Genomic DNA, 22,186 nt, shown 5'->3' on the forward strand with positions numbered 1-22,186 from the left:
TTGGCCTGCGGGGAGGCCACAGCCATCCTGCGGGCTGCAACAAAGAGTCATTGATGAAGATTGATACTGTAACGCGGGCCGATTATCCGGCCCTGATCGAGCTGTGGGAGGCCTCGGTGCGGGCGACCCACCACTTTCTGCAGGAGGCCGAGATCCTCGCGCTTAAACCGCTTATTCTGGAGCACTACCTCGATGCGGTGACACTGCACTGTGCCCGTACAGAAGAGGGGAACGTTGCGGGTTTTAGCGGAGTGCACGAGGGCAAGCTGGAGATGCTGTTTGTGGCTCCCGAGGCGCGCGGTAGTGGCGTGGGGCGTTTGCTGGTGGCGCATGCCATCGAACAGGGCGGCGCGACGCTGGTTGACGTCAACGAGCAGAATGAGCAGGCGGTGGGCTTCTACCACAAGATGGGGTTCGCCGTGACGGGCCGCTCGCCGCTGGATGGCCAGGGTAAACCCTATCCCTTGCTCCATATGGCGTTGTTGCCGCGATAGTCACTCAAGTGTGATAACAAACGGGGGATGGCCTGCGCCATCCCCCGTTTTTGATCCTGCCGTTACTTGCTGGCGACCTTGCTGACCACCTTGATTAGCTGGTAGCGCAAGGAAGGGGCATCCGCTGGCACGTTGGTGAGCTGCTCCTTGCTGACAGTGAGCTGGTAGCGATAGCCAGGCTCGAACTGGAAACCTTCAATATTCTGGTAGAACAGCGTCCAGGGCTGCTGCTCATCACTGCGAACCTGCATGCACTGCATCGGCCCGACCCCTACACAATCGACCAGCTGGCTGTTGATGTAGAGGGTCTCACCCTGTGGTGCCGTGGTGCCCTGACAGGCGGTGAGCAGCAAGGCTGCGCTGATAAACAGTGGTTTCATAATGGACTCCTTAACGCGAAAGGGGGCATTAGAGCGGCAAACAAAAAGGCGGTCAATGACCGCCTTTGTAACAAACCATATCAGCGCAGTGGTTAGCGCTGCTCGAGTGGAGTGAACTCGCGCAGCGGGTGGCCCACGTAGAGCTGGCGCGGGCGGCCGATCTTGCTATCCGGATCGGAGTGGAACTCGTTCCAGTGGGCAATCCAGCCGATGGTACGGGAGATGGCGAAGATCACGGTGAACATGTTCATCGGGATACCGATCGCCTTCATGATGATACCGGAGTAGAAGTCCACGTTCGGGTAGAGTTTCTTCTCGATGAAGTAGGGGTCGGAGAGCGCGATGCGCTCCAGCTCCATGGCCACGTCCAGCAGCGGATCCTTGATCTGCAGCTCGGTCAGTACTTCGTGGCAGGTTTCGCGCATCACGGTGGCACGAGGGTCATGGTTCTTGTAGACACGGTGACCGAAGCCCATCAGACGGAACGGATCGTTCTTGTCCTTGGCCTTGGCGATGTACTCGGGGATGCGATCCACCGAGCCTACTTCCTCCAGCATGCGCAGGCAGGCTTCGTTGGCACCACCATGGGCCGGACCCCACAGGGAGGCGATACCTGCGGCGATACAGGCAAACGGGTTGGCACCGGAGGAGCCAGCCAGACGGACGGTTGAGGTAGAGGCATTCTGCTCGTGATCCGCATGGAGGGTGAAGATGCGGTCCATGGCGCGTTCGACCACCGGATTGACCTTGTACTCCTCGGTCGGTACCGCAAACATCATATGCAGGAAGTTGCCTGCATAGGAGAGGGCGTTGCGCGGATGCATGAACGGCTGGCCGATGGAGTACTTGTAACACATGGCCGCCAGGGTCGGCATCTTGGAGATGAGGCGGAAGGCGCAGATCTCGCGGTGCTGTTCGTTGTTGATGTCCAGGGCGTCGTGATAGAAGGCAGAGAGTGCGCCCACCACACCACACATGATGGCCATGGGGTGGGAGTCACGACGGAAGCCGCGGAAGAAGAAGGCAATCTGCTCGTGCACCATGGTATGGCGGGTCACGGTACGCTGGAAATCGGCAAACTGTGCCTTGGTGGGCGCCTCGCCGTACAGCAGGATATAGCAGACTTCGAGGTAGTTGGACTCTTTGGCCAACTGGGCGATGGGGTAGCCACGGTGCAGCAAGACACCCTGATCCCCGTCAATGTAGGTGATGGCAGATTTGCAAGAACCGGTCGCCATAAAGCCCGGGTCAAAGGTGAAATACCCTTGCCCACCCAGCTTTCTAACATCGACAACATCCGGTCCAACGGTTCCAGAGAGGATCGGCAGTTCAACCGGATCTTTCCCGGGCAGGTGTAGGGTGGCTATCTTATCAGCCATAGCACGTCTCCTTTGCTCTTTATAATTTGGTTCCAGTCCTACTCTATTACGACTTTTATGACGCTGGCAAAGGTTGTTACCCATACCGAGGTGGCTGGAGCGCCCTATTTGAAACAGAGTTCCCTATCAATGTCAATTTTGCTGGGGCGGCATTAAAGGCATTAATGGAATGTTAAATTAAATATGCGATCAAGTTTGCGGTTTTGTGTTTTCTTTGTAGCTGTTTGATTGTCTTCGGTTAAGGCCGCCGATATACTGCGCCACGTGGGTCATGGCTGCGGGTGTTTGAAACGCTTTGGCAAAGCCTGATGTGAAACCGAAAACTCGCGTTTTGGCTTTTTCAGAGTGTTTTGGTAACAAAAAACCAACAATCACCATTCCGTGCCCTCAAGTGTGAGTTAAAACAATAACTAACGTGCTCAATGGAGCTGAGTGGGCAAGCGTGAAAAACAAACAGAGACCGGTCAACCTCGACCTACAGACGATCAGCTTTCCTGTCACTGCCATTGCATCCATCCTGCACCGTGTTTCAGGGGTCATTACCTTTGTTGCACTGGGCATCTTGCTGTGGATGCTTGGTACTTCACTCGCCTCTCCCGAAGGGTTTGAAACCGTGGTTGCCATCATGGACAACTTCCTGGTCAAACTCGTGCTGTGGGGGATCCTGACTGCGCTGGCATACCACATTGTGGGTGGCTTGCGTCATCTGGTCATGGATATGGGCTATTGGGAAGAGCTGGAATCCGGCAATCAGAGCGCCCGCGTGGCCTTCGTGATCACCGCGATCCTGGCTGTATTGGCGGGAGTGCTTGTATGGTAACCAATTCTGCAACCTTCGGGCGCAGCGGCGTTCATGATTACATCCTGATCCGCGCCACCGCCCTCATCATGACCTGTTATGTCCTCTATCTGGTGGGCTTTGTCGCGTTCAACGACATCACCTACGAGGTGTGGGCAGGCTTCTTCGCCAAAACATTCACCAAAGTATTCACCCTGTTGACCCTGCTCTGCGTACTGATCCACGCCTGGATTGGTCTGTGGCAGGTGCTGACTGACTATATCAAGCCGGTAGGGCTGCGCGGGGCGCTGCAATTTGCCCTGGTCGTGGTGCTGTTTGTCTATCTGATGACGGGTTTCGTCGTGCTGTGGGGTGTGTAAGGTGACTATTCCAACTCGTGAATTTGATGCGGTGGTGATTGGTGCCGGTGGTGCCGGTATGCGCGCCGCGCTGCAGATTGCCCAGTCCGGCAAGAGCTGCGCTCTGTTGTCCAAGGTCTTCCCGACCCGTTCTCACACTGTCTCCGCCCAGGGCGGCATCACGGTTGCGCTGGGCAATGCCCACGATGACAACTGGCAGTGGCATATGTATGACACGGTAAAAGGTTCCGATTACATCGGTGATCAGGAAGCCATCGAATACATGTGCAAAACCGGTCCCGAGGCTATCTATGAGCTGGAGAACATGGGCTTGCCCTTCTCCCGTTTCGACAACGGATCTGTCTACCAGCGTCCGTTTGGTGGTCAGTCCAAGAATTTCGGTGGCGAGCAGGCTGCCCGTACTGCGGCTGCGGCCGACCGTACCGGTCACGCCCTGCTGCACACCCTCTACCAACAGAACGTCAAGAACAAGACCACTGTCTTCTCCGAGTGGTATGCGCTGGATCTGGTGAAGAACCAGGATGGCCATGTGGTGGGTTGTACCGCCATCGATATGGAGAGCGGTGAAGTGGTCTACTTCAAGGCCAAGGCCACCGTGCTGGCCACTGGCGGTGCCGGTCGTATCTACCAGTCCACCACCAACGCCCACATCAACACCGGTGACGGCGTCGGCATGGCGCTGCGTGCCGGGGTCGGCGTGCAGGACATGGAGATGTGGCAGTTCCACCCGACCGGCATCGCCGGGGCAGGGGTACTGGTAACCGAAGGCTGCCGTGGTGAAGGTGGCTATCTGCTCAATAAAGATGGCGAGCGCTTCATGGAGCGTTATGCGCCGAACGCCAAGGACTTGGCCGGTCGCGACGTGGTGGCCCGCTCCATCATGATAGAGATCCGCGAAGGGCGTGGCTGCGATGGTCCCTGGGGTCCACACATCAAGCTCAAGCTGGATCACCTCGGCAAAGAGGTGCTGGAATCCCGTCTGCCGGGGATCTGCGAGCTCTCTCGCACCTTCGCCCACGTGGATCCGGTCAAAGAGCCGATCCCGATCATTCCGACCTGCCACTACATGATGGGCGGCGTGCCGACCAACGTGAATGGCCAGTGCCTGACTCAGGACAAGAATGGCAACGATGTACCGGTGGTCGGTCTGTTTGCGGTGGGCGAGATTGCCTGCGTCTCCGTACACGGTGCCAACCGTCTGGGTGGCAACTCCCTGCTGGATCTGGTGGTGTTTGGCCGCGCTGCCGGCATGCATCTGGTCAACACCCTGGGCGAGATGGATCACGGCCGCGATGCTTCCGAGTCGGATCTGGATGCCGCACTGGCCCGCTTCAACCGCTGGGAAAATTGCCGTGACGGGGAAGACCCGGTGCAGATCCGCAAAGACCTGCAGCGCTGCATGCAGAATAACTTCTCGGTGTTCCGCGAAGGTGCTGCGATGGCAGAAGGGTTGGCCGAGCTCAAGGTTATCCGCGAGCGCCTCAAGTCAGCCCGTCTGGATGACACCTCCAAAGAGTTCAACACCCAGCGCATCGAGTGCCTGGAGCTGGACAACCTGATGGAGACGGCGTTTGCCACGGCGGTTGCCGCCAACTTCCGTACCGAGAGTCGCGGTGCTCACTGCCGCTTCGACTTCCCGGATCGCGACGATGAGAACTGGCTGTGCCACAGCCTCTATCATCCGGACACCGAGTCCATGACCCGTCGCGCTGTCAACATGTCACCCAAGACCCGTGAGGCGTTCCCGCCCAAGGTCCGGACTTACTGATTGCGGAGCCAGCCCTATGAACGTCACATTCTCTGTCTACAGATACAATCCGGATGTTGATTACGTCCCCCATATGAAGGAATATCGTCTTGATATTCCTGAAGGTTCCGACATGATGGTGCTCGACGCACTGATCCAGTTGAAAGAGCTGGATCCCACGCTCGCCTTCCGCCGCTCTTGCCGCGAAGGGGTCTGTGGATCAGACGGTCTCAACATGAATGGCAAGAACGGTCTTGCCTGTATCACCCCGCTCTCCGACCTGCTGAAGAAGGGCAATAACGTCGTTATCCGCCCCTTGCCCGGCCTGCCGGTGATCCGGGATCTGGTGATCGACATGACCCAGTTCTACACCCAGTGGGAGAAGGTCAAACCCTTCCTCATCAATGATGACAAGTTGCCGCCGGTGCGTGAGCACCTGCAATCCCCCGAAGAGCGCGCCAAGCTTGACGGCCTGTACGAGTGCATTCTCTGTGCCTGCTGCTCCACTTCGTGCCCCTCCTTCTGGTGGAATCCCGACAAGTTCATCGGTCCGGCCGGGCTGCTCGCCGCCTACCGCTGGCTGGCTGACAGCCGCGACACCGCGACCACCGAACGACTGGGGAATCTGGACGACGCCTTCAGCGTGTTCCGCTGCCATGGCATCATGAACTGCGTGAACGTCTGTCCGAAAGGCTTGAACCCGACCAAGGCGATTGGCCAGATCAAGTCGATGTTGCTCAATCGGGCTGTTTAGTATCAGGGCCGGCCAGGTGCTGGCCCGACCTCTGGATAGCCATCCCACCCGTGGCAGGATGGCTATTTGACCCCTACAAGCTGCGCAGCAGTAACAAGAAGTACAAGGGATAGAAATGCATAACGGCGTGATGAAGGCCTGGTTGGAGTCATCTCACCTGGCTGGTGCGAATGCAAGCTATATTGAGGATTTGTATGAATCCTTCCTGGAAAATCCTGACTCCGTGTCCGACGAGTGGCGCAGCCTGTTTAGCGAGCTGCCCCAGGTCAATGGCCATGCGGTTGAACAACCCCACTCCCAGGTCCGCGATTATTTCCGTCGTCTGGCCAAGGATCCCTCTCGCTACAGTGCCCCCGTCTCCGATCCGCAAGTGGATGCCAAGCAGGTGCGGGTATTGCAGCTGATCAACGCCTTCCGTTTCCGCGGCCATCAAAACGCCAATCTGGATCCGCTCGGCCTGTGGGCGCGTGAAACCGTTGCCGAACTGGACCCTGCGTATCACAACCTGCAAGGCGCGGACATGGAGGCCACCTTCAACGTGGGCTCCTACGCCATCGGTCGCGAGACCATGGTGCTCTCCGATCTCTATGCCTCGCTGAAGAAAACCTACTGCGGCAGCATAGGCGCCGACTACATGCACCTCACCTCCACCGAGGAGAAGCGCTGGCTGCAAGACAGGCTCGAATCCATCGAAGGGAAGGGGACCTATACCCTCGAAGAGAAGACCCGCTTCCTCGAGAGCCTGACCGCTGCCGAAGGGCTGGAAAAATATCTGGGCGCCAAGTTCCCGGGGGCCAAGCGTTTCTCCCTGGAAGGGGGCGATGCCATGGTGCCCATGCTCAAAGAATTGATCCGTCGCGCCGGTGAGCAGGGCTGCAAAGAGGCCGTCATCGGCATGGCCCACCGCGGTCGCCTCAACGTGCTGATCAACGTGCTGGGCAAGCGCGCTCAGGATCTGTTCGACGAGTTTGCCGGCAAGCATGGCGAATCCTGGGGTACCGGTGATGTGAAGTACCACATGGGCTTCTCCTCCGACTTCGCGACCCCGGGTGGCAACGTCCATCTGGCGCTGGCGTTCAACCCCTCTCACCTCGAAATCGTCAACCCTGTGGTCATCGGCTCGGTCCGTGCCCGGATGGATCGTCGCGGTGACAAGGATGGTTCCAGCGTGCTGCCCATCACCATTCACGGTGACTCGGCCATGGCCGGTCAGGGCGTGGTGGCCGAGACCTTCAACATGTCCCAGACCCGTGCCTATGGCGTCGGCGGGACGGTGCGCATCGTCATCAACAACCAGGTTGGTTTCACCACCTCCTATATCCGTGACCTGCGCTCCACCGAATATTGCACCGACATCGCCAAGGCGGTGCAGGCGCCGGTGCTGCACGTCAACGGGGATGATCCGGAAGCCGTGGTGCTGGTGACCCAGATTGCGCTGGATTACCGCAACACCTTCAAACGCGACGTGGTGATCGAGCTGGTCTGCTACCGTCGTCACGGTCACAACGAAGCGGATGAGCCGAGCGCGACCCAGCCCTTGATGTACCAGAAGATCAAGCAGCACCCGACCCCGCGCAAGATCTACGCCGATCAGCTGGTGGCCGAGGGGAGCATTGCCCAGGAGCAGGCGACGACGCTGGTCAACGAGTATCGCGAAGCGCTGGATCGCGGCGAGCGGGTGAGCAAGGAGTGGCGGCCGATGGAGCTGCATTCCGTCGACTGGACCCCCTATCTTGGCCACGACTGGAACATGGCCTATGACAGCACAGTGCCGATGGATCACCTCAAAGCCCTCGGCGAGCGGGTGAGCCAGTATCCGGCAACCCATGTGCTGCAGCGTCAGGTCGAGAAGATTTACGAAGACCGCCGTCTGATGGCTGCCGGCGAGAAGCTGGTGGATTGGGGCTTTGCCGAGACCCTGGCCTACGCCACTCTGGTGGACAAGGGTTCCCGCATCCGCTTTACCGGTGAAGACTCCGGCCGTGGCACCTTCTTCCACCGCCACGCCGTGCTGCACAACCAGACCGATGCCAGCACCTACACCCCGCTGTGCAACCTGCACGACGAGCAGGGTCCGTTCGAGATTTACGACTCGGTACTGACCGAGAACGCGGTACTTGCCTTTGAATATGGCTACGCCAGTGCCGAGCCGGCCGGCCTCACCATCTGGGAAGCCCAGTTCGGTGACTTCGCCAACTGTGCTCAGGTGGTGGTGGATCAGTTCCTCTCCTCCGGCGAACAGAAGTGGGGCCGGATGTGCGGCCTGACCATGTTGCTACCGCACGGTTACGAGGGGCAGGGGCCGGAGCACTCCTCCGCCCGTCTGGAGCGTTATCTGCAGATGTGCGCCCAGCACAACATGCAGGTGTGCGTCCCCTCAACCCCGGCTCAGGTATTCCACATGCTGCGCCGTCAGGTAGTGCGCCCGATGCGCCGTCCGCTCATCGTGATGACGCCCAAATCCCTGCTGCGCCATCCGCTGGCGGTGAGCAAGCTCGAAGATCTGGCGGAAGGCACCTTCCAGAACGCCATTGGCGAGATCGACGCGCTGGATCCGAAAGCGGTCAAGCGGGTGGTCTTCTGCTCCGGCAAGGTTTACTACGACCTGCTCGAAGCCCGTCGCAAGGCGGAGCAGAAGGATGTGGCGATCGTGCGGATCGAACAGCTCTACCCCTTCCCGGAAGAGGAAGTGCGCGCCATTCTGGCCGATTACAGCCACGTCACCGATTTTGTCTGGTGTCAGGAAGAGCCGCAAAACCAGGGCGCCTGGTACTGCACCCGTCACAACTACGATGAGGTGCTGCCGACCGGAGCCACCCTGCGTTATGCCGGTCGTCCGGCGTCCGCCTCACCGGCGGTTGGTTACATGTCCGTCCACGCCAAGCAGCAGAAAGCTTTGGTGGAAGATGCCCTTACTCTGGCCTAAGCCCTGAACAAGAAGTAACAAGGAACTGATTAGATGACTATCGAGATCAAGGTACCGGACCTGCCGGAATCAGTGGCGGATGCCACCATTGCCACCTGGCACAAGAAGCCGGGTGATCTGGTTGCCCGTGATGAAGTGCTGGTCGACATCGAGACCGACAAGGTGGTGCTGGAAGTGCCGGCACCGCAAGCTGGCGTGTTGGGCGACATTCTGCAGGCAGAGGGGGCAACCGTCCTCTCCCGCCAGCTGATCGCCACCATCAAGGCGGCTGCCGTGGCTGGTGAAGAGACCAAAGAGAAGCCGGCCGAAGCGGTTGCCGATGATGGCGCCGATGGCCTGAGCCCCTCCGTGCGCCGTCTCATTGGCGAGCACGACATCGATGTGGCCAAGCTGACCGGCACTGGCAAGGGCGGTCGCATCACCAAGGATGATGTGGAAGCCTACATCAAGGCGCTGAGCAAGCCTGCCGCAGCCGCTCCGGTTGCTGCTGCGCCGGTCGCACCGGTTGCCGCGCTGGCCGGTCGCAGCGAGAAGCGGGTGCCGATGACCCGTCTGCGCAAGCGCATCGCCGAGCGTCTGCTGGAAGCGAAAAACACCACCGCCATGCTGACCACCTTCAACGAGGTCAACATGAAGCCCATCATGGATCTGCGCAAGCAGTACGGCGAGATCTTCGAGAAGAAGCACGGCATCAAGCTCGGCTTCATGTCCTTCTACGTGAAGGCGGTAGTGGAGTCCCTCAAGCGCTATCCGGAAGTGAACGCTGGGCTGGATGGTGACGACATCGTCTACCACAACTACTTCGACGTCAGCATCGCCGTCTCCACCCCCCGTGGTCTGGTGACCCCGGTACTGCGCGACTGCGACAACATGAGCCTGGCCGACATCGAGAAGGCCATCAAGGATCTGGCCGGCAAGGGCCGCGACGGCAAACTGACCGTGGATGAGCTGACTGGCGGCAACTTCACCATCACCAACGGTGGTGTGTTCGGCTCCCTGATGTCCACCCCGATCATCAACCCGCCCCAGAGCGCCATTCTGGGCATGCACAAGATCCAGGATCGCCCGATGGCCGTTGACGGCAAGGTCGAGATCCTGCCGATGATGTACCTGGCCCTCTCCTACGATCACCGTCTCATCGACGGGCGCGAATCGGTAGGCTTCCTGGTCTCCGTCAAGGAGCTGCTGGAAGATCCGACCCGCCTGCTGCTGGACGTCTGAGCAACCAACTGAAAGATAACGAGGGGCCCCCGAGGCCCCCACTCACAGGGGATTGAGAAACACGAGCCCCGGACGGAAATACCTACAACACGGATAGAGCATCTATGAATCTGCATGAATATCAGGCAAAACAGCTGTTTGCCGAGTATGGCCTGCCGGTCTCCGAAGGTTATGCCTGTGCTACCCCGCAGGAAGCGGCCGAAGCGGCCGACAAGATTGGCGGCAATACCTGGGTCGTCAAATGCCAGGTACACGCCGGTGGCCGCGGTAAAGCGGGCGGCGTGAAAGTGGCCAAGAGCAAGGATGAGATCCGTGCTTTTGCCCAGAACTGGCTGGGCAAGAATCTGGTGACCTACCAGACTGACGCCAACGGCCAGCCGGTCACCAAGATCCTGGTTGAATCCTGCACCGACATCGCCAAAGAGCTCTACCTGGGCGCCGTGGTTGACCGTGGCTCCCGTCGCGTGGTCTTCATGGCCTCGACCGAAGGTGGCGTGGACATCGAGAAGATCGCCCACGAAACCCCCCATCTGATCCACAAGGCCACCCTGGACCCGCTGGTTGGCCCGCAGCCCTATCAGGCGCGCGAGCTGGCCTTCAAACTGGGTCTGGTCGGCGATCAGATCAAACAGTTCACCAAGATCTTCATGGGTCTGGGCCAGATGTTCCTCGACTGCGACTTCGCGCTGCTGGAGATCAACCCGCTGGTGATCACCGCGCAGGGCAACCTGCACTGCCTGGATGGCAAGATCAACATCGACGCCAACGCGCTGTACCGCCAGCCCAAGCTGCGCGAGATGCACGACCCGTCACAGGATGACCCCCGCGAAGCGCACGCTGCCCAGTGGGAGCTCAACTATGTGGCCCTCGATGGCAACATCGGCTGCATGGTCAACGGCGCGGGTCTGGCCATGGGCACCATGGATATCGTCAACCTGCACGGCGGCAAGCCGGCCAACTTCCTTGACGTCGGCGGCGGTGCCACCAAGGAGCGCGTAACCGAGGCGTTCAAGATCATCCTCTCCGACAGCAACGTCAAAGCGGTGCTGGTCAACATCTTCGGCGGCATCGTGCGCTGCGACATGATCGCGGAAGGCATCATCGGTGCGGTCAAGGAAGTGGGGGTCAAGGTGCCCGTCGTGGTCCGTCTGGAAGGCAACAACGCCGAGCTGGGTGGTATCAAGCTGGCCGAGAGCGGCCTCAACATCATTGCGGCCAAGAGTCTGACCGATGCCGCGCAGCAAGTCGTCAAAGCAGCGGAGGCCAACTGATGAGCGTACTGATCAACAAGGACACCCGAGTCATCTGCCAGGGCTTTACCGGCGGTCAGGGTACTTTCCACTCCGAGCAGGCGCTCTCCTACGGCACCCAGCTGGTCGGCGGCGTCTCCCCGGGCAAGGGCGGCACCACCCATCTGGGCCTGCCGGTGTTCAACACCGTCCGTGACGCGGTCGAAGCGACCGGCGCCACCGCCACCGTCATCTATGTTCCGGCACCGTTCTGCAAGGACGCGATCCTGGAAGCGATCGACGCGGGTATCAAGCTGATTGTCACCATCACCGAAGGCATCCCGACGCTGGATATGCTGGACGTCAAAGTGAAGCTGCAAGAGACCGGCGTGCGGATGATCGGCCCCAACTGCCCGGGCGTTATCACTCCGGGTGAGTGCAAGATCGGCATCATGCCGGGCCACATTCACAAGCCGGGCAAGGTGGGCATCGTCTCCCGCTCCGGCACCCTGACCTACGAAGCGGTCAAGCAGACCACTGACGAGGGCTTTGGCCAGTCCACCTGCGTCGGTATTGGTGGCGACCCCATCCCGGGCTCCAACTTTATCGACATTCTGGAGATGTTCCAGAACGACCCGCAGACCGAAGCGATCGTGATGATCGGCGAGATCGGCGGCAACGCCGAAGAAGACGCGGCCGCCTATATCAAGGCCCACGTCACCAAGCCGGTGGTCTCCTATATCGCCGGTGTGACCGCGCCTCCCGGCAAGCGGATGGGCCACGCTGGTGCCATCATCTCCGGTGGCAAGGGTACCGCCGCCGAGAAGTTTGCCGCGCTGGAAGATGCTGGCGTGAAAACCGTCCGCTCCCTGGCCGATATCGGCAAGGCTCTGCGCGAAGTGACCGGCTGGTAATTCCTTATCGCCCGTTATCTCTAATAAAAAGCCGCCCGATGGGCGGCTTTTTTATTCATGTTGTCCCGTCCTGAATATGGTTTACACCTTTCCTCCCAATAAATGGAGAACCCGATGGGACAAGGTGTGAAACGGACACAGCGCGATTACTCGCTGACTTTTAAACTGGCGCTGGTCGAGCAGATTGAAAAAGGCGAGCTCACCTACAAACAGGCTCAGGTGCGTTATGGCATTCAGGGCCGCTCCACCGTTCTGGTATGGTTGCGTAAACATGGTCGGCAAGATTGGAGCCAGGGGGCTTCTGTTCGTGCCGGCAGGAGCATCACCATGCCAGACCCCGACAACCAGACGCCCGAGCAGCGCATCAAGGAACTCGAGCAACAGCTGGCGCTGATGAGTCAGAAGGCCCAGTTCTTTGAGGCCGTCGTCGATGTACTGAAGAATGACTACGGCGTCTCCATCGTAAAAAAGCGACCCGGCAAGTCCTCTCGCAGCGGCAAGTCGAGAGGCTGACCATTGTCAGGGCTTGCCTGTTTCTGGGGATAAGCCGGCAGGCTTACTACAAGCGCAATCGGGTCGCCGACGAGCGCCATGCACAGGGCTTGCAGGTGGTGCGCTTCGTGCGTCAGGTTCGACTGCGACAACCTCGGGTGGGCACTCGCAAGCTGCATTATCTGCTGCAGGGTCAGGATGATGGCGGGCTCAAGGTCGGGCGGGACAGGCTGTTTCGGATATTGGCCGAGCACCGCCTGCTGGTGCAGCTTAAGCGGGCGTATCACAAGACCACCCACAGTTTTCACCGTTTCTACCGTCATCCCAACTTGCTCAAAGCGGGACCAGAGCAGGTTACGCCGGTGGCCCCGGAGCAGGTCTGGGTCGCTGATATCACCTATCTGCCAGCCAGGAGCGGGCCGCTGTACCTGAGCCTGGTGACGGATGCCTACTCACGCAAGATAGTGGGCCATCACGTGCACGAAGGGATGCACGCGGAGTCGGTGGCGATGGCGTTCAAGAAAGCGCTGAAGCAACGGTGTGGCAGCGGGGAGCTAATCCATCACTCAGACCGTGGCGTGCAGTATTGCTCGGGACTGTATCAGTCATTACATGAACGGTACGGGGTGAAATGCTCGATGACGGATGGGTATGACTGTTATCAGAATGCGTTGGCGGAGCGGGTGAACGGGATTTTGAAAGGAGAGTTATTGTTGCAAAGCCCGCAGGATTTGGCGCAAGCGCGGGAGATGGTGCGTGAAGCAGTAGATATTTACAACGCGGAGCGGCCGCATCATGCGTTGAAATACAGAACCCCCGATGCGGTACATAGGGGGTTCTGAGTAGGGAAATGCTAGTTGAAAATGTGTAAACCTATTTCAGGACTAGACATGTCTAATTGTCTCAAAAATTTTAGCTCATCTGAGTATTAAAATCTTTGTTCAGCAACATCGGCCATTATTCTATCTACCTCTTCACTTTCACAGTCAGTTGCTACCATCCAAAGATAAATACCATAGGCTCTTATCATCCGATAGTAATCGACAGCTTCCTTCATTGTTGGTAGAGCAGTACCTGCATCATCATGAGTTAATTCATTTCGTCTATCAACCAATTTGGTTATTTTATCTATGTCGTCATCATCGATCTTGTCGTTCCATTCAGTTAGTTTTTTCTTATTGTATGGGCCATTGAAAGATACAAGGAAATCTTTAAATATCTCAAATAGTTCAATGATAGCAAGTTTTGCAATTACAGGCTCAGCCCTAGATACGCCGTTAGGAATACTTTTGAATGGTGCTTTAATGCCACCGTTTTTATTTCTAGTTGGTTTGTCACCAAGAATCATGGCAGATAGAACAGACATTTCATTACTTGTTTTAAAACAGTAGGGGTGAGTTCTTATAATTTCTTTTTCATTTGCAGGGGCTGATAGATATGGCCCATCTTTCCACGCCAAATTATCGTCTCCACAGCAATTCTGATCTAACATTTTCTCTGCTGATCTTGCCAAGTCAAACACCCAAGCGCTATCCAATGCTGCTTCATTTATTTTCTTTAGAAAAGCTTTCATTTTATTTTCCTAGCGAGTGAAGTAAGATGTCTGCTATATGTTGTTGGTGTTTTACGAATCATTTAAACAGGCGGTTGATAAGTGTCAAAATAGATGCTCATCGTTACACTCAAAGAAGATAGTATGCCACAGGACCTACATGAATTTTATAGTAACAGATCAATGTTTTAAACTTGATGAAAGTCAGTAATTGAGAATAACGATGTGTATTCTAACCTTTTGGGAAAAGTATTTTCTACGACGATTTTTTGGTGAACATCGTTAGATTACGATTCTTGTTGGAGAATAACTCCGTTGTATCAATGCCGACCCAGTTCGTAGGTTCGAATAGCGAAGCGTATTCGGACGATCGGGGGATTGGTATGCCACGGCCTTTACCTACAGGCAGAATCCAACAGGCCAAGATTGTTACGCTGTTGCAACCAACTTGGCTGATGCTGTTTCGCTGGTGAATCAATCCTGCCGCCGATTGGGAAAGCCAGCTGGCTGGGCTGGTTGCCAATGCGCCGCCGATTTGTGGCAAAGTACCAAGCCAAACGCGGGCTAACTCTCGTTGATTGGCCCTTGCACTGCGTTGCTCGCTATCAGCTCCGGCTATCACGCCGCATCATAAAAATGCCGACCAAAAGGTCGGCATTTTGCTTTTAAAAGGCGCTGTGCTTGCGGCATTCGCTCAGATCGCCGCTGACCAGATGCTCATGCTCGCCATATCACCTGAACCCTATTGGCTAAAAACCGTCTGCCCGCGAAAGACGGTGCGGGTGACTTTGGTATCGGCGATCTGCTCCGGCTTGCCGGCGGCGACCAGCTGGTAGAGATCCCGATCCAGCACGATAAAGTCGGCCGATTTGCCCGTTTCGATGGAGCCGCTGATGGCCTGCTGGCGCACCGCGCGCGCGCCATTGATGGTGTAGGCCGCCAGCATTTCGTCCAGGGTAATGCGCTGGCTGGCGCGATAGTCATCGCCGCTTTGGGGAGCCTTGATGATCCCGGTCGCCATATTTTCGAAGGGGCGGGGATCCCGGCTGTCGACCGGGGCATCGCTGCCAGCGACCAGTATGGCGCCCGCCTTGCGTGAACTCTCGACTGGGTAGAGGGCGTCGTGCAGATAACCGAGGGGATCGTAGAGGGCATCGCTCAGGGATTGGCCCACCCGGGTCGGCTGAATAAAGGAGGCGACCAGCATGTCGTAGGCCAGTTGGGGGGAGGTCCAGGCATAGGTGAAGGTGAGGTAGAGCCCAAGCTCGCCGAGCCGTTTTTGATCATCGGGATGGACCACCTGCAGGTGGGCCAGGGTGTGAGGAATGCCGCTATCACCGTTGCTGGCGCGGGCGGCGGTGAGGGCATCCAGCGCCGTGCGGGTGGTGCGATCACCGATGCTGTGCATATGGATGCTGAAGCCTGCCTTGTCCAGCGCCCCTATATAGCGGGTGAGGTCGGCCTCCCGGTAGTTGACGATCCCGTTGCTGCCGGACTCCTCGCTGTCGGCTGTGATGGTCACTTCATCGGTAGCCGGGTCTCTGGCCAGATGGGGGGTGTGGTAGTTTGCCAGCATGCCGGCATTGGGCAGGAAGGGGGGGGTTGTGAAGGGATCCCCTTCCAGCACACCGTCGAGGAAGATCTTGACTGCATCGGCCTTGATCAGCGGGTTGTTGGCAAAGGATTCTCTCACTTGGCTGGCCTTGGCAAGATGCCCCTCTATATCGAGTTTGCCCTGATAATCATCATCGCTAAAGCAGGTGGCGGCCGTGACACGCATATGCAGCAGATCCCGTGACTGCATGGTGAGTAGTCGCTGGCGGATAAAGTCGGTGGCGCAGGCATCCTGAATGCTGGTGATACCGCGAGAGGCCATCAGCTCGGCAATGGCGGGCAGGATCTGGTCGTATTGGCTGGCTGCCTGCTCATCGCTGGCGCTCAGCAGGCCGCTATCGGGCACCGGAATGGCGCTGCGGGCCGTGTCACGCACCACTCCGCTGGTCAGGTCGACATAGGGGATAAAGGGCTCGAAGGCCCCGCCGGGGGCCAGCGTAGTTCCATTGAAGCCGATTGTGTTGCCATCGTTATCTTGCGCCATGGCAAGGGCGCGGGAGTTGTAGGCACTGGCATGGCCATCGACCCCGGCCAGCACCACCGGATTGTCGGGGGCGGCGGCATCGAGGGCCGCCAGCAGGGTGGCATGGCTGGCGGTTGCCGTATTGCCCTCATAGGGGGACCACTGATTGACCACCAGCCACTCCCCCGGCTTGGCCGCATAGCGGGGCAGGCATGTGCTGATCTTGGCGGCCAGCTGATCCAGAGTGACGGGTTTGCCATCTAGATCGCACATGTCCAGTGCTACCGTACCGAGCAAGTGGATATGGTTGTCGTGCAGGCCGGGCAGCACCATACGCCCTTGCAGGTCCACCACTCGGGTGGTGGGGCGCTTGAGCGCTTCGGCCCCCTCCCGGTTGCCCACATAGATAAACTGGCCGTCGCGGATCATCATGGCCTCGGCCACCTGACGTTGCCCATCCTGGGTGTGGATCTTGCCATTGAGATAGAGGGTCGTTGCCCCATTCGTATCATTGGTGTCACTTCGGCAGCCACCGAGCAGGCCTGCGGCCAACAGGAGGGTGATGCCAAATCGGGTTGAGGTCTGTTTGCTATCCATTGCACTGCTCTCCTTGGGGTAAATGCAGTAATTACTGCAGATCTGAGCAGATATGTTTATTGCAGCTATTCTGAAAAAATCCAGTAATTACTGCATTTATTTAACTTTTTGTTTACTTTGTCTCATGGATGTCAATGAGCCACTACCGGTCGTGACCCGGGCAAAGAGGGGACCCCAGTGGTTCGAAGGAGAGAAGATGTCAGAACAACGAGTGCCTGCCGCCCTGCATATGCGGCGTCAGCCACGGCAGCAGCGCAGTCAGGAGGTGGCGAGCCGTATTGAACAGGCAACGCTGATGTTGCTGCAGGAGCGAGGTTTTGCCGCTCTCAACACCAATGCCATTGCTGATCGGGCCGGAGTCGGGATCAAATCGCTCTACCACCTCTATCCCAACAAGGAGGCGATCATTTGCCGTCTCGCTATGGGGTGGCTGGCGGCGGTTTGCGAGGCGCAACAACAGCTCCGTATCGAGGCAACGAGTTGGCCGCAGGCGTTGGCACTGCTGGATCTGGCGCTTGAAGAGCTGGATCGCCGCTTTGTCGGCTATGGTGCCTTGTGGCACGCCATGGATCTTATCCCCGAACTGCACGTGTTCGAGCAGGAGCACGAGCGGCGCCAGATTGACTTCTGGTCATCCCTGCTGCGCGACTTTGGCTGCCGCTGGCCGGAGGCCGAGCTCACGAGTCTGGTGCGCTACTTCTATCGCACCGCTGATGTGACCAAGCAGTGCACCCGTGGTGATGGGGAGGCGGGCCAGAGGATGTGGTTGCTGCATCGTCGCTGGAGCGAGCAGCTGATCGCCGCCGCTATTGCCGAGTCCGACCCGGCACGGGTGTGGCAGGCAAGGCCAGCCCTGCTTATGGGCACGGAAGTACAGGCAAAGGCGGCGCCATAACAGGCGCCGCAAGGTGTGCGGGTCGGCGCTTTGCTTGTTGTAGCCAGACGTGGCTGAACCGTGCAAGAGCGAAGTCAGCGCGATTATTTATCCGCCTTGCCCGCCGCATCGGCAAGTTTGGCCAGCTGTTTGTCATACCAGGCTACCGGTCGGTTCTCATCTTCCGCCCGCTCTTTGCGTCGGATGGCATTGCGTACCGCCATGGCGCCCAGCCAGCGAAACGGCTCGGGCGGAAAATAGCCGCGCGGGCCGCTTACCAGCGCGCAGTCACGCCACGGCTTGTCCGTTTCACGCACCTCGCCTCTCACCAGGGCCGCCAGGATCTGGCCGCCGATCCAGCTCTGGGCCACCCCGTTGCCGGAATAGCCGAGGCCATAGACGATATTGGGCTGTCCTCGCCAGTGGCCAAAGAAGGGAAGGCCATCCACCGAGCGGTCGGAGGCGCCGCACCAGCTGGCAGCGATGGGCACCTCTGCAAGGGCCGGAAAGAAGCGGCGCAGGGTGCGGGTGAGGGGGGCAAGATAACGGCTCGGGGCATCGAACTCGGCCAAATGGCGGTTGGCAAAGGCGAAGGTGTTGCCCCCCTTGCCGAGCATCAGCCGCCCTTGCGGAGTTGAGCGGTAGTAATGCACAAAGGTGCGGCCATCCACCACGCTGCGGCCGTGCTCAAGCTGCTGGGCGGCAAGGGCATCCGGCGCGGGGTCGGTTATCACCATATCGGAGGAGACCAGCACGATGCTGCGGCGAAACTCGCGAAAGTGCTGCACCATGGCGCTGTTGAGGGCAAGCACCACCTTGCGGGCACACACCTCGCCCTGCGGCGTTTGCACCCGTACAGGCTGGCCCGCGTCGAGGCGCTGCATCGGGGAACCCTCATAAACCTCGATCCCCAATTCCCGCGCCACCCGCAGCAGGCCGCGCACCAGCAGTGCCGGTTGCACCGAACCCGCGTGGGGGCTGTAGAGCCCCTCCAGATGGACGTGGGAGCCGCTCTGGCTCGCCAGTTCACTCTCTTCAATCACTTGCCACTGGTTAAGGCCGGCCTGCTTCAGCGCCTGCAATACCGGCTCCATCAGGCCGCGCTGGGCCTCGCTGGTGGCGGTGTAGCAAGTGCCCTCGACCCTCAGCTGTGCCTCTATGTTGTGCGTTTCGCAGAAGCGGGCGATCTCGTGTACCGCCTGCTCGGATTTTTGCACCAGCCAGGCGGCCTGCTGTTCGCCAAACAGGCGCCTTAACGTCAAATACTTCGCCGACCAATTGAGCAAACAGCCGCCGTTGCGCCCGGAGGCGCCGCTGCCGCAGCGATCTTTCTCCAGCACCAGGATGCGCAAGTGCGGCTCGGCTGTTTTAAGGGCGATGGCGCTCCACAGCCCGGTAAAGCCGCCACCGACGATGCAGACATCGGCCTCGTGGTGGCCGATGAGGGGCGTGGGTGGCGCGGGTTGTTCGGCGGCCAGCGCTTCGGCCAGCCAGAAGGGGAGAGTGGACATCATGACTCCTCAACAAGGTTATGGGTGGCGCCAGCGCTGGGTGCGATCCAGCAGGGCGCGGCTCAAAAAGAGCTGGAGCAGCTTGACGGTGGCGGCGGCCAGCAGGATCAGGGTGGCCATGGCAGCGGCCGCGGCGGTATCGCCGGAATCCTCCATATTCAGCACGGCGATGGAGGCGAGCACGCTGTCGCTCGAGTAGAGGAAGATCACCGCCGAGGTGGTGGTCATGGCGTTGACGAACAGATAGATAAAGATTTCCAAGAGCGCTGGCAGGGAGGCGGGCAGGGTGACGTGCCAGAACGCCTTCCAGAGCGGAATGCGCAATGAGATGGCCACCAGCTCCAGCTCTTTGGGCAGTTGCTTGAGGCTGGTCAGCGCAGTCATATGACCCACGGTGTAGTAGTGGATGACGCAGGAGAGCACCATCAGCGGCAGAGTGCCATAGAGGCCGCCAAAGAGCGGATTGCCGTTGAAAAAGAAGATGTAACCCAGCCCCAGCACCATGCCGGGCACCGCCAGCGACAGCATGGCAAGCAGATGCAACAACTGGCGTAGCCATGCAAAGTGGCGCCCCTTCTCCTGCGCCCAGGCCAGCACCATCACCAGCACTGTGCCCACAAGGGCGGTAAAAAGACCCAACTGCAAGGTATTGGTAAAGGGCTGCCAGCCGTAGACGCTGTTGCTGTCAAAGGCGTAGTGATCCAGCGTCAGCCCGAGGTTATAGGGCCAGAACTGCACCAGGGAGCCATAAACCGCCATCCCGACCAGCGCCAGAAACAGCAGGGCCCAGAGGGTGCACCAGCCGAGCGCCAGCAGATCCCGTAGCCGATGGGGTTTGGGCTGATAGGGCACCGCCTTGGTGCTGCTCTGCTCCTGCATCTTGCTGCGTACCCTGTGCTCCAGGGCAAAGCTCAAGAGTGCCGGCAGCAACAGGGTGACGCTGGCAACCGCACCGAGGGAGAAGTTCTGCATCCCGATCACTTGTCGGTAGATGTCGGTGGCCAGCACGCTGTATTGGCCGCCAATCACCTTGGCCACCCCGAAGTCGCAGATGGTGAGGGTGAACACCGCGATGGCGGCGCTCAAAAGACCGTAGCGAGCGGTGGGCAGGGTGACGGTGACAAAGGTGCGCCAGCCGCTGCTGCCGAGCACCCGGGAGGCTTCATAGAGGCGGGCATCGCTCTGACCGAGCGCCGTGATGAGGATCATCAGGGCGTGGGGAAAGCACCAGAAGCCAAGGCCAATGACGATACCGATGGGGCCGTAGATGCTCTCGCCGCCGAGCAGCCCCTTGGCGATCCCCTGATTGCCAAACCAGTAGACCAGACTGATGGCGGGCAGCAGGGAGGGCATCAAGAGCGGGATAAGGCCGATGAGGCGAAACAGCCCCTTGCCCGGCATGCAGGTGCGGGTGAGGGCATAGGCGTAGCCAAAGGCGATGGTCACCACCAGCGCGGTGATCAGCACCCCGAGCCAGAGGGTGTTGCCTATGGTGCGCCCCAGATGAGGGGAGTCGAAGTAGGCGCTGAAGTTGGCAAGGCCCACCCAGAGGCCGTTCTCATCCTGCAGGCTCTTTTGCAGCATGGTAAGCAGGGGCAGCAAGAGGCCCCCCACCAGCAGGGCGATGCCAAGCAAAAGCAGGATCAGCTGCAGCAGTTGATCCCGGCTCCAGCCGCGACAAAGCCGCTGCCAGCGAGAGTCTTGGCGGGCTGTCGCTGGCGGCAGCAGGGAGGAGGTCGCGAAGGGGGCAGTCATGGTCGATCTCCTTCAAACAGCTGCATCGCTTCGGCGGGCCAGTGCAGCGAGCAACGCATGCCGCTGCGCCAGCCACCCTGTTCGTGGCGGGGCAGCTCGTGGGTCGGGCGCTCCACCAGGATCTGCTGCGGGCCCAGATAGGTGTCGGCGGTGCAGATAAGGCGCTGGGCGGCGCCAAGAAACTCCACCTGATCGATGGTTGCTTCAACGCCATGTTGGCCAAGACAGGGCTCGCTCGGCGCACCCAGGGTGATCGCCTCGGGGCGGATCGCCACCTGCAATTTGCTGCCGGCCACCGCCCGGTTGGTGAGTTGCAGCGGCTGCTCGTTGAGGCGCACCTGGCTGGGGCCGAGCACCAGAGTGTCGAGGAAGTTCATGGTGCCGACAAAGCTTGCCACGAAACGGCTGGCAGGCTGGTGGTAGATCTCCTGCGGGGTGCCCACCTGTACGATGCGGCCGCCCTCCATCACCACGATGCGATCGGCCATGGTCAGCGCTTCTTCCTGATCGTGGGTCACCATGATGGTAGTGATGCCAAGGCGCTGCTGCAGGGCGCGGATCTCGCTGCGAAGATGAGTGCGCACCAGCGCATCCAGCGCGCTGAGCGGTTCGTCCAGCAGCAACAGACCGGGGGAGAGGGCGAGCGCCCGGGCCAGCGCTACGCGTTGCTGCTGGCCGCCAGAGATCTGGCTCGGGTATTTGTGGGACTGGGCAGTGAGATCCACCAGCCCCAGCCAGTGATCGACTCGCTCCTTGATAAGATCCCGCGCCAGCCCCTGATTCTCAAGGCCAAAGGCGATGTTCTGGGCCACCGTCAGGTTGGGGAAGAGAGCATAGGACTGAAACACGATGCCAAAATCGCGCTCCTGGGGCGGCAGGCGGGAGATATTGCGTCCCCCTTGCCAGATCTCGCCGCTGTCCGGCAGATCCAAGCCGGCGATGGCTCTGAGCAGGGTGGTCTTGCCGCAGCCGGAGGGGCCGAGAAAGCAGATAAACTCCCCTGGCTCAATGGTCAGAGAGATCCCTTTAAGGGCCTGAAAAGCACCGAACTGCTTGTTGAGATGTTGAATGTCCAGATAGGGCTGGGTCATGGTTCGACTCGCTACTGATTTGGTATATACCAGTT

At 59.2% G+C, this 22,186-nt stretch carries 19 protein-coding genes; 11 read left to right on the forward strand and 8 right to left on the reverse strand.

The window, feature by feature from the left end; all coding sequences use genetic code 11:
- Nucleotides 1-53 precede the first annotated feature (53 nt).
- Nucleotides 54-494 carry an acetyltransferase gene (locus G5195_RS16040; RefSeq protein WP_421223197.1) on the forward strand — a complete coding sequence of 147 codons (441 nt, stop codon included), beginning with the start codon at nt 54-56 and terminating at the stop codon, nt 492-494.
- Nucleotides 495-556: 62 nt separating this feature from the next.
- On the opposite strand, the gene G5195_RS16045 is transcribed toward G5195_RS16040, so the two are convergent.
- The 3 genes from G5195_RS16045 to G5195_RS16055 form a co-directional block, all read right to left on the reverse strand.
- Nucleotides 557-874, reverse strand: a complete 318-nt coding sequence (locus G5195_RS16045; protein WP_421223199.1) for a DUF4377 domain-containing protein — start codon at nt 872-874, stop codon at nt 557-559.
- Nucleotides 875-966: 92 nt separating this feature from the next.
- Nucleotides 967-2,253: a citrate synthase gene (locus G5195_RS16050; RefSeq protein WP_421207145.1), complete on the reverse strand. Its 1,287-nt coding sequence runs from the start codon at nt 2,251-2,253 to the stop codon at nt 967-969.
- Nucleotides 2,254-2,442: 189 nt separating this feature from the next.
- On the reverse strand, nt 2,443-2,631 hold the full coding sequence (locus G5195_RS16055) for a hypothetical protein (RefSeq protein WP_421223201.1): 189 nt from the start codon (nt 2,629-2,631) through the stop codon (nt 2,443-2,445).
- 64 nt (nt 2,632-2,695) lie between these two features.
- On the opposite strand from G5195_RS16055, the gene sdhC reads away from it, so the two are divergent.
- The 9 genes from sdhC (at nt 2,696) to G5195_RS16100 (ending at nt 13,536) form a co-directional block, all read left to right on the forward strand.
- Nucleotides 2,696-3,073, forward strand: coding sequence for a succinate dehydrogenase cytochrome b556 subunit (gene sdhC, locus G5195_RS16060; RefSeq protein ID WP_005333571.1), 378 nt, complete (start codon nt 2,696-2,698; stop codon nt 3,071-3,073).
- Nucleotides 3,067-3,411, forward strand: a complete 345-nt coding sequence (gene sdhD, locus G5195_RS16065) for a succinate dehydrogenase, hydrophobic membrane anchor protein (protein ID WP_005333558.1) — start codon at nt 3,067-3,069, stop codon at nt 3,409-3,411. The genes sdhC and sdhD overlap by 7 nt, the downstream gene beginning before the upstream one ends.
- Nucleotide 3,412: 1 nt before the next feature.
- Entirely contained in the window at nt 3,413-5,179 is a 1,767-nt protein-coding gene (gene sdhA / locus G5195_RS16070; protein ID WP_040066317.1) for a succinate dehydrogenase flavoprotein subunit, read from the forward strand.
- A 16-nt stretch (nt 5,180-5,195) separates the two neighbouring features.
- The gene (locus G5195_RS16075) at nt 5,196-5,912 is read left to right on the forward strand and encodes a succinate dehydrogenase iron-sulfur subunit (RefSeq protein WP_421223204.1); all 717 of its coding nucleotides are present in this window, start codon (nt 5,196-5,198) and stop codon (nt 5,910-5,912) included.
- Between the two features lie 115 nt (nt 5,913-6,027).
- The gene (gene sucA, locus G5195_RS16080; protein WP_421236301.1) at nt 6,028-8,838 is read left to right on the forward strand and encodes a 2-oxoglutarate dehydrogenase E1 component; all 2,811 of its coding nucleotides are present in this window, start codon (nt 6,028-6,030) and stop codon (nt 8,836-8,838) included.
- Nucleotides 8,839-8,871: 33 nt separating this feature from the next.
- Nucleotides 8,872-10,059 carry a 2-oxoglutarate dehydrogenase complex dihydrolipoyllysine-residue succinyltransferase gene (gene odhB, locus G5195_RS16085; protein ID WP_033116131.1) on the forward strand — a complete coding sequence of 396 codons (1,188 nt, stop codon included), beginning with the start codon at nt 8,872-8,874 and terminating at the stop codon, nt 10,057-10,059.
- A 104-nt stretch (nt 10,060-10,163) separates the two neighbouring features.
- On the forward strand, nt 10,164-11,330 hold the full coding sequence (gene sucC / locus G5195_RS16090; protein ID WP_005346090.1) for an ADP-forming succinate--CoA ligase subunit beta: 1,167 nt from the start codon (nt 10,164-10,166) through the stop codon (nt 11,328-11,330).
- Nucleotides 11,330-12,202 carry a succinate--CoA ligase subunit alpha gene (gene sucD, locus G5195_RS16095; protein ID WP_005346088.1) on the forward strand — a complete coding sequence of 291 codons (873 nt, stop codon included), beginning with the start codon at nt 11,330-11,332 and terminating at the stop codon, nt 12,200-12,202. Before sucC ends, sucD begins: the two co-directional genes overlap by 1 nt.
- A 114-nt stretch (nt 12,203-12,316) precedes the next feature.
- Nucleotides 12,317-13,536 (forward strand): IS3 family transposase gene (locus G5195_RS16100; protein ID WP_216978836.1). Its coding sequence is split into 2 segments (ribosomal slippage): nt 12,317-12,665 and nt 12,665-13,536, totalling 1,221 coding nucleotides; the frame shifts between segments, so codons are not numbered across the junction.
- 86 nt (nt 13,537-13,622) lie between these two features.
- Here G5195_RS16100 and G5195_RS16105 read toward each other — a convergent pair.
- Entirely contained in the window at nt 13,623-14,267 is a 645-nt protein-coding gene (locus G5195_RS16105; protein WP_421236302.1) for a hypothetical protein, read from the reverse strand.
- Nucleotides 14,268-14,988: 721 nt separating this feature from the next.
- A complete protein-coding gene (locus tag G5195_RS16110) occupies nt 14,989-16,920 on the reverse strand; it encodes an amidohydrolase (RefSeq protein ID WP_421236303.1) in 1,932 nt (643 codons plus the stop codon).
- Nucleotides 16,921-17,116: 196 nt separating this feature from the next.
- Here G5195_RS16110 and G5195_RS16115 point away from each other — a divergent pair, with 196 nt between their 5' ends.
- Nucleotides 17,117-17,815 (forward strand): TetR/AcrR family transcriptional regulator, encoded by a 699-nt coding sequence (locus tag G5195_RS16115; RefSeq protein ID WP_421236304.1) that lies wholly within the window; start codon nt 17,117-17,119, stop codon nt 17,813-17,815.
- An 83-nt stretch (nt 17,816-17,898) separates the two neighbouring features.
- On the opposite strand, the gene G5195_RS16120 is transcribed toward G5195_RS16115, so the two are convergent.
- Genes G5195_RS16120 through G5195_RS16130 form a run of 3 tightly spaced genes read right to left on the reverse strand, consistent with a single transcriptional unit; the run spans nt 17,899 to nt 22,151 of the window.
- Complete coding sequence (locus G5195_RS16120; RefSeq protein ID WP_421236305.1) at nt 17,899-19,305, reverse strand: FAD-dependent oxidoreductase; 1,407 nt, start codon at nt 19,303-19,305, stop codon at nt 17,899-17,901.
- A gap of 18 nt (nt 19,306-19,323) precedes the next feature.
- Nucleotides 19,324-21,060 carry a putative 2-aminoethylphosphonate ABC transporter permease subunit gene (locus G5195_RS16125; protein WP_421236306.1) on the reverse strand — a complete coding sequence of 579 codons (1,737 nt, stop codon included), beginning with the start codon at nt 21,058-21,060 and terminating at the stop codon, nt 19,324-19,326.
- A complete protein-coding gene (locus G5195_RS16130; RefSeq protein WP_421236307.1) occupies nt 21,057-22,151 on the reverse strand; it encodes a putative 2-aminoethylphosphonate ABC transporter ATP-binding protein in 1,095 nt (364 codons plus the stop codon). The genes G5195_RS16125 and G5195_RS16130 overlap by 4 nt, the downstream gene beginning before the upstream one ends.
- Between the last annotated feature and the right edge of the window lie 35 nt (nt 22,152-22,186).

This window comes from Aeromonas sp. 601039, assembly GCF_049174415.1.
Taxonomy (GTDB): Bacteria; Pseudomonadota; Gammaproteobacteria; order Enterobacterales; family Aeromonadaceae; genus Aeromonas; species Aeromonas veronii_A.